We start from the raw sequence: 13,003 nt of genomic DNA on the forward strand, positions 1-13,003 counted from the left end.
TATAAAAATATTTTATTAATACTATTTGTAATATAATATTCTTATACTAAATAAAGGAGGTAAATTTATGAACTTCATAAACAAAGAAAATCATACATTTACATTTTCAAGCTTAAACAATCCAGTTCTTAAAGTAAAGTCAGGAAGCAATGTAGTTTTTGAAACTCATGATTGCATGTGTAGTCAAATAACATGTAGTGATGACAATATGGATAGTATAGACTTTGATAGAGTAAATCCAGCAACTGGACCTTTATACATAGAAAATTCTATGCCTAACCAGACTTTAAAAGTTAGTATAAATTCTATTGAATTAAAAGGCAATGCGCTTGCCATGACAGGTCCTGGAGTTGGAGTTCTTGGTAATAAACTAGATACTATGACTCATAATATTTTAAAAATAGAAAATGAAAAAGCTTTATTTAATAATTTAGAACTTCCTTTAAATAAAATGATTGGTGTTATAGGTGTTGCTCCAAGCGATAATAAGTCTATAAATTGTGGGACTCCTGGTAGTCACGGTGGTAACATGGACTGTAAGATTATAGCTGAAGGCTCTAGTGTATATCTTCCTATATCAGTAGAAGGATCTTTATTATCTCTTGGAGATATCCATGCTGTTATGGGTGATGGTGAAATCGGAGTAAGCGGAGCTGAAATAGGAGCTCTAGTTGATGTTAAAGTTGAAGTAATAGATAACTTAACAATAAAGAATCCTATCTTAGAAACTGAAGATGCTTATTATACTGTAGCTTCTGCTGAAACATTGGATGAGGCTTATGAAATCGCTATCGAAGATATGTTTGATATTTTACTTCCTAAATGCAACTTATCTAAAAATGACCTAGTTATGCTAATGAGTTTAACTAGTGATATAGAAGTTTGCCAAGTTGTTGATCCTTTAAAAACGATTAGATTTAAAGTTAAAAAAGATATTTTAAGTCAATTAAATATAAATAAATTAATATAAAAATAAAATAAAGCTATGTTAAAACATTATATACTGTTTTAACATAGCTTTTGATTTTATATATTATAAAATTAGAATATATTCTTTCTTACTATAGTTTGAGCTCTGTTTGGTCCAACTGAAACCATATCTACATTTACTCCAACTAACTCTTCTATTTTAGCTATATATTTCTTAGCATTTTCAGGAAGTTCTTCATATGTTTCCATACCTGTTAAATCTTCAGACCATCCTTCTAATTCTTCATATATAGGCTCGCACTTAGCTAAATCTTCTAATGAAGCTGGGAATTCTCTTAAAACTTTGTCTCCCATTTTGTAAGATGTACATATTTTAACTGTATCAAATCCAGTTAAAACGTCTAATAACATTAAAGATATACTAGTTAATCCATTAACTCTAGCAGCATATCTAACTATTACAGCATCAAACCATCCACATCTTCTTGCTCTACCTGTAGTTGTTCCGAACTCTCTTCCTTGAGTTCTTATCTTGTCCCCTGTTTCATCGTTTAACTCTGTAACAAATGGTCCTTCTCCAACTCTAGTAGTGTAAGATTTTACTATACCTACAACATCTTTTATCATGTTAGGTCCAACACCAGCTCCTACAGAGAATCCTCCTGATGTAGGATGAGAAGATGTTACGAACGGATACGTTCCTAAATCTAAGTCTAGTAATGTACCTTGAGCTCCTTCAAATAAGACTTTCTTTCCTGCTTTTATAGCTTCGTATACAACAACTGATGTATCATCTACGTAAGATCTTATTTGCTCTGCATACCCTAAGTATTCATTATATATAGCATCAAAGTCAAACTCTTCTGCTCCATATATATTTTTAACTATTTTATTCTTAGCATCTACTTGAGCTTTTAATTTTTTAGCGAATATATCTTTATCCATTAAATCACATATTCTTATTCCAGATCTCTCTGTTTTATCCATGTAACAAGGTCCTATACCTTTTTTAGTAGTACCTATTTTATTATCTCCTCTAGCTTCTTCAGCTAAAGCATCTAATTCCTTGTGATATGGGAATATAACATGCGCTCTATCACTTATTTTTATATTTTTAGTATCTATATTATCTGCATTTAACTTAGCTAATTCTTCTAAAAATCCTTTTGGATCAAATACTATTCCGTTACCTATTACATTTATAGTTTCTGGATTTAATACTCCTGATGGTATTAGGTGTAATGCATATTTCTTTCCATCAACAACTAATGTATGACCTGCATTGTTTCCACCTTGTCCTCTTACTACTACATCAGCTTGTGTAGCTAAATAGTCTATAACTTTACCTTTACCTTCGTCTCCCCATTGAGAGCCTACTATAGCAACAGTCTTCATATTAATTCACCTCTAATTATTTTATTCGAACACTTACTTTCTTATTTTACCAAACATTCGCTTTATTTTCAAAACCTTTTTTATTAACCTATTTTATTTAGTATGTATTTTTCCACATATTCTAAGCTTTCTAGGGTTTTTATTTCGTGTTCATTAGTTTCTATAAATCTAACCATATCATTTACATTGTTAGCCTTTTTTACTAGTTTATTATCTCCTGTAAATGTATTTGTAATGTATATTTTTACTTTATTATTTTCTTTAATACCATATACAACTATAGTTTCTTTATCTTTATTATCAATTATTCTACATATATTGATTTCTTTGTTTATAAACTCTGTATTTGGATATATATATACTATATTTATCATTTTTTCTCCCCCGTTGAAAAAATTATACTAATTATAAGAAAGCAAGCTAAATTAGCTTGCTTTTTTAATTTGACTTTTATCCACCATTTATCCACAGAGCATCTGTGGAAACTGTGGATATCGTTTCGATAATTTAAAATAAAAATATCCACATATGATTATTTTTTATAAAATTATCAACATGTGGATATTTTTTTATTACATTTCTCTAGCTTTGTTTGCAAATTTTTGTATTTCGCCTAACCAAACAAGTTCAACTGATCCAGTTTCTCCATGTCTATTTTTAGCAATTATAATTTCTCCTATATTCTTTCTTTCTGAATCAGGATGATAATATTCATCTCTGTATAGGAACATTACTATATCTGCATCCTGCTCTATAGCTCCAGATTCTCTTAAATCGGATAACATAGGTCTATGATCTGATCTTTGTTCTGGTGCACGTGACAACTGAGATAATGCTACTACAGGACAATTCAATTCCTTAGCTATTATTTTCAAAGATCTAGAAATTTTAGATATTTCTTGTTGTCTACTTTCATTCCCTCCATCACCTTCCATAAGTTGAAGGTAATCTATAAGAATTAGGTCTAAACCTTTTTCAATTTTTAATTTTCTACACTTCGATCTTAATTCACCTATTTTTATACCAGGTGTATCGTCTATATATATGTTGGCGTTAGATAAAACAGACATAGCATCTATAATTCTAGGCCAGTCATTTTCATCTAAGTTACCAGTTTTTATCTTTTTCAATTCTACATGAGATTGTGCAGATAACATACGTTGAACTAATTGTTCTTTTGACATCTCTAAACTAAATACAGCTACAGATGCATTACCTTTAAGTGCTGCATTTTGGACTAAGTTAAGAGAAAATGCTGTTTTACCCATTGCAGGACGTGCCGCAACAAGTAGCAAGTCTGTTCTTTGTAGTCCATTGGTTTTCTTATTTAAATCATCAAATCCAGTAGTTATTCCAGTTATATCTTCCTTATTGGTATATAACTTTTCTATCGTGTCATATGTATCCATAAGTACTGAATTTATAGTTTGGAAATCTTCGCTAGATTTTTCTTGAGATATATCAAATATTTGCTTTTCTGCTTTTTCTAAAATGTCTTCTACTTTTATTGAACTATCATATCCTAAGTTTAATATATCATTAGATACTCTTATAAGCTTTCTTAAAACTGATTTCTCTTTCACTATATCTGCATAATACTTAACATTAGAAGTTGTAGGTACTATAGTAGATAAGCTAGTTATATAGCTTATTCCTCCTATATCCTCTAGATGACCTTGCTTCTTCAACTCTTCAGTAAGAGTTATTAAATCTATAGGTTCATTTTTATTGTTTAGCTTCATCATGCACTCATAAATAATTTTATGAGCTTCTTTATAAAAATCTTCAGGTTTTATAGTTTCTGTAACAGTTATTATAGCTTCTTTATCTAATAGTATAGATCCTAGTATAGATTGCTCAGACTCCACACTATGTGGAGGAATTCTACCTATATCCTCCATTTATCTCACCTCTAGTGTTTTTCTTATTGTTTTTCTTTTACGTCTACTCTCATTTTAGTAACTACTTTTTGATGTATTTTTATTTCAACAAATCTTGAACCTAAAACTCTTATAGGCTCATCTAATATAACTTTTCTCTTATCTACATCTATTCCATGCTCTTTTTTTATTTGAGCAGCTATATCTTTAGATGTTATAGAACCGAATAATCTTCCACCATCACCAGCTTTAGAATACATAGTTACATTCATTTCTTCCATTTTCTTTCCTAATTCAACTGCTGCTTCGTATTCTTTTTGTTCTTTTATTTGTTGAGATGTTTGTTTTTCTTTTAATTCTTTTAACTCTGTATTTCCAGCTTGAACTGCTAATTTTTTAGGGAATAAAAAGTTTCTAGCGTATCCATCACTAACTTCCTTTATATCACCTTTTTTTCCTGTTCCTTTTATGTCTTTTAATAATATAACTTTCATTACTCTTCTTCCTCCTCTAGATATTGTGTTATGATGTCTGATACCATCTTATATCCTTCTTCTAAAGATACTCCTTCAAGTTGAGCTCCTGCTATATCAATGTGGCCTCCGCCACCTAGTTTTTCCATTAATACATGTACGTTAATAGACCCTAATGATCTAGCACTTATAAATATAGTTCCTGATTTAGTTTTACCTAATACAAATGATGCTTCTACATCTTTTATGCTTAAAAGCTCATCTGCAGCTTGAGCCACAACTACATTTATATTATTTATATCCGACTTGCAATAAGCTAAACATATCTTGTCATTTATAACTTTAGTGCTTTGAATTATCTCTGCTTTCGTTACAAAATCTTCTAAATTAGAGTTAAATAACTTCTTAACTTCTATTGTATCTGCTCCTGCTTTTTTCAGATATGATGCTGCTTCAAATGTTCTAACTCCTGTTTTAAATGCAAAATTTTTAGTATCTAAACTTATTCCTGCCATTAATCCTTCTGCTGTTAATTTATTTATCTTAACATCTTCTTCCATATATTGAACTAATTCTGTTACCATCTCACAAGTTGATGATACATAAGTTTCATGGAATAAAAGAACTGTATCATTTATAAATTCGACCCCTCTTCTATGGTGGTCTATAACAACAATTTTATCAGATATAGCCAGTAGTTCAGGACATTCAGTAAAGTTAGGTCTATGAGTATCAACTACTATTACCAATGTGTCCTTAGAACAATTCTTAATAGCGTCTTCTCTTGATATAAACAAATTATTGTAGTAATCAGATTTTTTCAATCTACCTATAAATTCATCAATAGAATCATTAGAACTATTTAAAACTATATGTGCATTTTTATTACATGACTTACATATATCATAAATACCTCCTGCAGCTCCCATTGCGTCCATATCAGGATATTTATGTCCCATTATATATATATTCTTGCTTTCTAATATAATCTCTCTTAGAGCATGACCTATAAGTCTTGATTTAACTTTAGTTTTCTTTTCTACAGCTTTAGACTTTCCTCCGTAGAATATAGACTTGTCTTTAGTTTTTATTACGGCTTGGTCTCCACCTCTACCAAGAGCTAAGTCTAATGCTCCTTTTGCTAATTTGAAATTATCATTAATTGTTTTTCCTTCTATTCCTATACCTATACTTATTGTTACAGGTAAATTATTTTCTTGGTCAATTTCTCTTATTTTATCTAATATAGAGAATTTATCTGCTTCTAATTTGTCTAATTCATTCTTACTTAAAACTAAAAAGTATTTGTCATTAGCCGTTTTTTCAAGCGCACCGTTGCAGCTTGATTCTAATGACGCTAATATTTTATCAATTTCTACATTTATTAAAGGTCTTCTCTCTTCAGGAGCACTTTGTAATACTTCATCATATCCATCTACTTGTATAGTAGCTACTACATTTTTTTCTTCTTCATACTTACTTTTTAAGTCTAAGTAGTCAGTTTTATCAATCCAGTAAAGCATCATTAAATATTTAGTTTTGTCTTCTTGATCACTTTTTATAATATTATAAACTATAGTGTACTGTCTTCCATTATAGTTTATATCGGTATATAACTCTTTATTTTCATTTAATACTTTTCTTAAGTTTATATTTTTAACAAGAGTTTCTATGTTCATACCTAAGGTATCTTCTTTTTCTGTCATTTCATGGAACTTAGCATTGTACCATGTAACACTACCATCAAACTCTAAAATACATAAAGGTATTGGCAAGTTTAGTATAGCTTTTTTTGTTACTTCATCAATATCTACAGCTAAATCTTGAATATACTTATTCCATTCTTTTCTTCTTATATCTCTTGTTCTCCAGTTATGAAAAACAATATATATAAAGGCAGCAAATACAAGAGCACCTATATATATATTGTAATACATTAATATAAGACTAAGAATCCCAATAACCACTATGTATGCATTTATTTCTGGCATATTAAATTTAAAGGTCGACTTATTAAACATTTCTACCTCCTAAGTGGATTTGTAGTTTCTTACCTTTCTAAAATCAATTGCACTGTCTAACATTCCTACAAAGCTCAAAATCATGGATCCTGATAATAGAATTACTGCTATTACTGCAAATACTATTTTACCTGGCGATTTATCTTTCCATCTTTTTATAAAGTAAATAGACACTGATACACCTTGTATTAAAAATAGTATACTAAATACCAATTGAATATTTAACATTATTGAATCTGTATAAAGCCCTATATTCAACATCTCTAAGAACATAACTAATAAATATAATATTAGTGATGTTACTATAGCATTTCCTGGTAAATAAAACTCCGAAAATTTTGGTAAATCGTAATTTAATACTTTAGTTCTTCTTAAAATAAAGGCTTCTACATAATATGTTATTAATGATGCTATTATGCTATACATAAATAACACTGTAGGCATCATGTTTTGGAACATATTGATCATATCTTTGGCAGTTATATTTTCTTTAGGCATCATATTCGTACTTTCCATAATGGCAAACTGAGCTTCTACTGTTGCTTTTATAGTTTTCGATATATCTGCTAATAAGTCTATATTAAATAACAGTTTTGACATTGCAAAAAATACAATTATAGATAGTATAAATGCTATCGTTCCAAAATATATAGGCGTAAAGCTTTTATTTTCATCTTCTACTTTGCTATCTTGATTGATTCTATATCCCACTGCTATCCCTGGTAACATACACATTATAAGTAAATTTAAAGCGTATACTACGTCTACAGTTAATACCAATATAAAAAAAGAGGATATAGCTGAAATTAATGCATACTTATATCCTGAAGTTGTTGATATTATAGCATATGGAACAGGAAGAATAAGCGCAAGTAACCCTAAAAACGGAATGTATGCTGCACCAAGACAAAGCACTATGCCTATAGCAGTAATTATTGCCGCTTGAGTTAATTTAGCTCTATTATTCAAATTAATATCACTCCCTATTGTCTAAGTAATTTTTAAGATTAGATAAATCTCCATACCATCGTTCTACACTATGGTCTTCCTCTATTCCATCCTTTATCTTTTCCTTTATTTTATAATCTATTTCCTTAAAGCTAATTCCAAGTCTCTTTGATAGTAAATATGTAACCATAACTATATTAGCTAGAGTATCTTGTAAAATCTGATCTACAGGTCTTGTACCTTTAAATAAAAGGTTAAATAAGTCCCCCAGGCTTATTATTAATTCTGTTTTCATCCATTCAATAATTTTTATGTTCTTCGTTATCTCTGAGTTTTTATCTAGTCTCACTATGTCCCCCCTCCTTAATATATAAATATTATATCATAAATCATAGTAGTTTTAACCAATAAAAAAACGAGCCCCCTAAAGGCTCGTCCTTTTCTTAGTCTAATGTATATGGTAATAAAGCTAAGTTTCTAGCTCTCTTTATAGCAACTGTTAATTCTCTTTGATGCTTAGCACAAGTACCAGCTATTCTTCTAGGTAATATTTTACCTCTTTCAGTTACGTATTTTTGTAATCTTTGAGTATTTTTGTAGTCTATCTTAGCATTTTTATCTGCACAGAATTGACAAACTCTTTTTTTCTTACGTCTCTTCTTGTTTATCATGTCTTTTTCCCTCCTTTTTAGAATGGTATATCATCATCATCTATAGCTTGGAATCCTTGAGGATCTAATCCTGCAGGCTCAAAGCTTGGTTCGAAACTAGGTTCGAATCCTTGATTCTGATTTTGATTTGGATATGGACTATCCGATCTATTTTTATTACTATCTAAGGCTTGTATATTTCGAGCACTTACCTTAGTGAAAGTTCTTTTTTCTCCTGATTGAGTTTGATAATTATCTACTCTTATCGAACCTTGTATAGCAACTAATCTACCTTTTGATATATAGTTTGCACAAAATTCAGCAGGTTTACCCATTACCTCAACCGGTATAAAATCAGTATCTTTGCTACCATCTTTTTTAGTAAAATCTCTATCAATGGCAATACTGAATGATGCAACGGCTGTTCCTGTTCCTGGGATATATCTTAACTCAGGATCCTTCGTTAATCTTCCCACTAGCACAACATGATTCATATAAACACCGCCTATTCACGTAAAATTTATATATTAGTTATTAAGCAACAACTATCATATGTCTTATTACGTTCTCGTTTATCTTTAAGTTTCTGTCTATTTCCTTAGGAACATCAACACCTGACTTAAAGTTAACTAATACATAGTAACCTTCAGTGAACTTAGCTATTGGGTAAGCTAATTTCTTAGTACCCCAAGTATCTACAGTTGCAACTTCACCTTCAGTAGCTATAACTTCTTTAACCTTGTTTAATACAGCTGCTTTTGTTTCTTCATCTGCATTAGGCTTTACTACGAAAACTAATTCATAATTCTTCACACGATTCACCTCCCTTTGGACTTACGGCTCTGCTGCGCAGAGCAGAGAAATGAGATTTATAATCTCACACTTTACACATTTTATCACTAATAAAATTAATTGTCAATTTTATTTTATTTCATACTAAAATTGGAAATATTAATATTATTAGAAAAAATAAAATTTCAAATTAATATAGTATAAAGATTTTTATTTTGTTAATCCTATAAGGTATAACCCCATAACCTTAATATATTTCATCTTAATCTCCCCTAAAAAAAAATAGTGACCGAAAGGTCACTATTTTTTTTTAAGCATTTGCATCTTGAGCTAAAGCATCTTTTAATACATCTGCTAATCTATTCATACCTTCAACTATTTTATCTTCAGGCATATTAGAGTAGTTTAATCTGAATGTATTTTGGTTTCCTCCATTAGGGAAGAATGATCCTCCTGGAACATAAGCAACATCTTTTTCTAAACATTTTTCCATTATTTTTTTTGCATCTAAATGTTTTGGTAGCTCTACCCAAGTGAATAATCCACCTTCTGGATATGTATGTTCTATTCCTTCTGGGAATGTTTCGTCCATTGTTTTTAACATTAAATCTCTACGTTTACTATAAACTGATTTTATATTCTCAACATGAGCATCTAAATCATAAACATCTATAAATTTACTTATTTCTCTTTGTGATATTGTAGATGCTTGTAAGTCTGCTCCTTGTTTAATAAATATGAATTTTGATAATAATTCTTCAGAAGCAGCAACCCAACCTATTCTGTATCCTGGACAGAATATTTTTGAGAATGATCCTAAGAACATAACTAGTCCTTTTTCATCCATAGCCTTTAATGATGGTAATATTTCCCCTTCAAATCTTAATTCCCCATATGGATTATCCTCTATTACTGGTAATTCAAACTTATTTATGACATCCATGAATCTTTCACGTCTTTCCATAGACCATGTCTTTCCTGTTGGATTTTGGAAGTCAGGTATAACATATATCATTTTTACATTTTCTGTTGTTTCTAAAATCTTTTCTAGTTCTTCAATTATCATACCATCTTTATCAGTTGGTACTTCTATAAATTTAGGACAATAAGCTTTGAACGCATTAAGTGCACCTAAGTATGATGGACTTTCTACTAAAACTACATCTCCTTCATCTAAGAAAATTTTACCTGCAAAATCTAAACCTTGTTGAGATCCACTTGTTATTAATAGATCATCTTTTGATACATTAGTTTTTAGCTTTCTATTCATTCTTTCAGCTATGTGCTCTCTTAAAGGTCCAAATCCTTCTGTTGTAGTATATTGAAGAGCTTCTCTTCCTGATTCTTCTAATACCATTCTTGATATTTCTTTCATTTCTTCTACTGGAAATAATTCAGGAGCTGGAAGTCCGCCTGCAAAAGATATTACTTCAGGTTTCTCTGTCAATTTTAAAAGCTCACGAATCTCAGATCCTTTTAATCCATCCATTCTTTTTGCAAATTTGATAGCCATAATTAAGTTCCCCCTTGGTAAAATGTTTTCCCACTTTAATTATAGCAAAAGAAAACGCTTTTTTACAAGCCTTTTACTTTTTTTATTCTTTTTTCTAAAGTTTCTCTATCTAACATCAGCATTCTATCACACTTTAAACACTTTATTTTAAAGTCCATTCCTGCTCTAGTTATTTCAAATTCTTTACATCCACATGGATGTGGTTTCTTTAGTTCTACAACATCTCCTACGTTTAGCTTCATTGGCATTTGCATCACTCCTATCTTAATTTAGTTACTTCTTTTTTTCCTCCGGCTACTCTATTTACTTTGAAAATTCCATTATATAAAATTTCATTTTCTTCTAAAGATTCTACAACTACATCCATATCCTCTTTTAAAAATCTAACAGATATTCCACAACTAGAACTTATTTCTCTAGGTGTTGGTAAAGTGGTTACCTTTAAATCTTTTTCATTTAAAACTTTATCTGTTCTTATTGCATGATGTGTTGAGTTAAAAGCTACTATATACATTTCGTTCATTTTTCTGTATTCCTTTCTTAATGCCTTTATTTTTGATTTTATATAAATAAAGACTACATAAACTTTGTCATGTAGTCTTTATTATTTATATAGATATAGTTTTTGATGAATTGTTCATTGATTCTACAATTGTATACATATTTGTTACAGTTCCAACCTTTAATTCTTCTTTTAATCCGTAGTAATCTAAGCATGTTCCACAAGATAATATTTCAACACCTGCATCTTGTAATATTTTCAGATTTTCTACTGTTGCTTCATTTTCTGTTGTCAACTTTATTCCGCTATTAACAAATAGTATACTTTTTGGATATGGCTTACTTTCTGTTAAAGTATATATATATCCTTTTATAAGTACCTGTCCTAATTCATCATTTCCAGTTCCCATTTTATCTGAGTTTATAAATATACATGTATCAGCTAAAGACTCTTGTGATTTTTCTTCTATTATAACATTTTCACCTTTTATAATCTCTATACAAATAGAATCTTTTTCTGTTTTTAATACATTTGCTTCTAAATTCATTGATTTTGCTAATTTTAATATATTTTCCTTAGCAATCTCATTATCTACAGTTACTTCTACAACCCCTTGTTCAATACTATCTAATTTTTTTTTAGTATTTATAACTGGTTTCGGACATGCCAGTCCTTTTGCATCTAACTCTATTCTCATAAATACTCATCTCCTTAATATAATACAATACTCCCTTAATTTTAACATATATAGACATATTTTGTTATAGATTATTCCTATACCATAGATTTAAATTATTTCATTGTCCTATTGTCTATTTAACTTTTAATATTTGTATTTTATCATCCAATTCAACACCTAGAGTTGAGTCGTTAATCAACATTATACTTTTTATGTCTTTTTCAAAACCTTTTAATTCTTCACCTTTTTTATTAATTATTTTATTATCTTTATACAATATAAAGTTATCTTTCATATTAACAATACCATCTATATATTCAATATTACTTGATTTAGATATATCTTCAACTTTCTTGCTTATATGTTTTATATTATTGTTTTCTTCTGTAACATACATTCCATCACTATTTATATTGCTATAATATTTTATATTTTTAACATCAAATTCATCAATTACTTTTAAATTATAATCTACCCTGCTTATTTTATTTTTTTCAATTAAGTAAATATTATCTTTTTGCACTATGCTATCTAAAATAATAGAGTCTTTTATGCTTTTTTTATTTTTTAAGTTTCCGTTGTAATCGTAATGAGTTATTGTACTTTCTAAATCTTTTTCAGTTTTTAAATTACACACGTATATACCTTGTGATGTATATTCTATATCAGTTAGTTTACCTTCTAAATCTAAGTTTTTCTGCAAGTTACCCTCAAAATCATAAATATTTATACTATCTTTATTTTCTTTTTTATATGCATACACATATGAATCATTATCTAAACTTACATACATAAGTCCATTATTCGGTACATTTTTTTTGAAAACAACTTTTCCAGTTTTATTTATACTATATATAGTATTTTTATCTTTATCTAATACATCTATATACTTATTACTATCTAGTCTTAAATTTTTTATATTTAGATTTATCTCAAATATTTCTTTTCCATTTTCATCTACACTTTTTAATGTCTTTCCATCATAATATACAATATTATCTTCATACTCTACACAATTAAACTTTTCACTAACCTCTATACTTTTTTTATCTTGTATTTTTACAGATTTTTTACCTAATTTTTGACTAACACTTCCTATTGTCTTAGGATTTATTAAAACTATTATAATTAATACAATTATTAATAACCATTTCTTTTTCACATCTAATCCCCCCAAGCCCATTTATACCTAATATTTTCTATATAAAAATAAAAGACTC

16 protein-coding genes are annotated in these 13,003 nt (G+C 29.0%); 1 reads left to right on the forward strand and 15 read right to left on the reverse strand.

Going from position 1 to position 13,003, the window contains the following annotated elements:
- The first annotated feature begins 67 nt into the window (after positions 1-67).
- Positions 68-970, forward strand: coding sequence for an acetamidase/formamidase family protein (locus tag ACN6I1_RS14405; RefSeq protein WP_419742300.1), 903 nt, complete (start codon positions 68-70; stop codon positions 968-970).
- Between the two features lie 71 nt (positions 971-1,041).
- On the opposite strand, the gene ACN6I1_RS14410 is transcribed toward ACN6I1_RS14405, so the two are convergent.
- The 15 genes from ACN6I1_RS14410 to ACN6I1_RS14480 all read right to left on the reverse strand — a co-directional run bounded on the left by ACN6I1_RS14410 (position 1,042) and on the right by ACN6I1_RS14480 (position 12,945).
- Positions 1,042-2,325 carry an adenylosuccinate synthase gene (locus tag ACN6I1_RS14410; protein WP_053832449.1) on the reverse strand — a complete coding sequence of 428 codons (1,284 nt, stop codon included), beginning with the start codon at positions 2,323-2,325 and terminating at the stop codon, positions 1,042-1,044.
- A gap of 83 nt (positions 2,326-2,408) precedes the next feature.
- On the reverse strand, positions 2,409-2,699 hold the full coding sequence (locus ACN6I1_RS14415; RefSeq protein ID WP_053832450.1) for a hypothetical protein: 291 nt from the start codon (positions 2,697-2,699) through the stop codon (positions 2,409-2,411).
- 198 nt (positions 2,700-2,897) lie between these two features.
- Entirely contained in the window at positions 2,898-4,226 is a 1,329-nt protein-coding gene (gene dnaB / locus ACN6I1_RS14420) for a replicative DNA helicase (protein WP_220797619.1), read from the reverse strand.
- 23 nt (positions 4,227-4,249) lie between these two features.
- Positions 4,250-4,699, reverse strand: coding sequence for a 50S ribosomal protein L9 (gene rplI, locus ACN6I1_RS14425; protein WP_419742301.1), 450 nt, complete (start codon positions 4,697-4,699; stop codon positions 4,250-4,252).
- Positions 4,699-6,699 carry a DHH family phosphoesterase gene (locus ACN6I1_RS14430; protein ID WP_419742302.1) on the reverse strand — a complete coding sequence of 667 codons (2,001 nt, stop codon included), beginning with the start codon at positions 6,697-6,699 and terminating at the stop codon, positions 4,699-4,701. The genes rplI and ACN6I1_RS14430 overlap by 1 nt, the downstream gene beginning before the upstream one ends.
- Positions 6,700-6,708: 9 nt before the next feature.
- Entirely contained in the window at positions 6,709-7,668 is a 960-nt protein-coding gene (locus tag ACN6I1_RS14435) for a YybS family protein (RefSeq protein WP_158088083.1), read from the reverse strand.
- A gap of 7 nt (positions 7,669-7,675) precedes the next feature.
- Entirely contained in the window at positions 7,676-7,996 is a 321-nt protein-coding gene (locus tag ACN6I1_RS14440) for a MazG-like family protein (RefSeq protein WP_021428034.1), read from the reverse strand.
- Positions 7,997-8,090: 94 nt separating this feature from the next.
- Positions 8,091-8,318, reverse strand: coding sequence for a 30S ribosomal protein S18 (gene rpsR / locus ACN6I1_RS14445; RefSeq protein ID WP_021127409.1), 228 nt, complete (start codon positions 8,316-8,318; stop codon positions 8,091-8,093).
- Between the two features lie 17 nt (positions 8,319-8,335).
- Entirely contained in the window at positions 8,336-8,791 is a 456-nt protein-coding gene (locus ACN6I1_RS14450) for a single-stranded DNA-binding protein (RefSeq protein ID WP_021434331.1), read from the reverse strand.
- 40 nt (positions 8,792-8,831) lie between these two features.
- Entirely contained in the window at positions 8,832-9,110 is a 279-nt protein-coding gene (gene rpsF, locus ACN6I1_RS14455) for a 30S ribosomal protein S6 (RefSeq protein WP_021428006.1), read from the reverse strand.
- Between the two features lie 289 nt (positions 9,111-9,399).
- On the reverse strand, positions 9,400-10,602 hold the full coding sequence (locus ACN6I1_RS14460) for a PLP-dependent aminotransferase family protein (protein WP_021434332.1): 1,203 nt from the start codon (positions 10,600-10,602) through the stop codon (positions 9,400-9,402).
- 62 nt (positions 10,603-10,664) lie between these two features.
- Complete coding sequence (locus tag ACN6I1_RS14465; protein ID WP_021428122.1) at positions 10,665-10,850, reverse strand: DUF951 domain-containing protein; 186 nt, start codon at positions 10,848-10,850, stop codon at positions 10,665-10,667.
- An 11-nt stretch (positions 10,851-10,861) separates the two neighbouring features.
- On the reverse strand, positions 10,862-11,125 hold the full coding sequence (locus ACN6I1_RS14470; protein ID WP_021434333.1) for a DUF3343 domain-containing protein: 264 nt from the start codon (positions 11,123-11,125) through the stop codon (positions 10,862-10,864).
- An 85-nt stretch (positions 11,126-11,210) separates the two neighbouring features.
- Positions 11,211-11,801 (reverse strand): sulfurtransferase-like selenium metabolism protein YedF, encoded by a 591-nt coding sequence (gene yedF / locus ACN6I1_RS14475; RefSeq protein ID WP_021427997.1) that lies wholly within the window; start codon positions 11,799-11,801, stop codon positions 11,211-11,213.
- A 115-nt stretch (positions 11,802-11,916) separates the two neighbouring features.
- Positions 11,917-12,945, reverse strand: coding sequence for a DUF5711 family protein (locus ACN6I1_RS14480; protein ID WP_419742303.1), 1,029 nt, complete (start codon positions 12,943-12,945; stop codon positions 11,917-11,919).
- Positions 12,946-13,003: the final 58 nt, after the last annotated feature.

It is taken from the genome of Paraclostridium dentum, assembly GCF_048568265.1.
GTDB classification, from domain to species: domain Bacteria; phylum Bacillota; class Clostridia; order Peptostreptococcales; family Peptostreptococcaceae; genus Paraclostridium; species Paraclostridium dentum.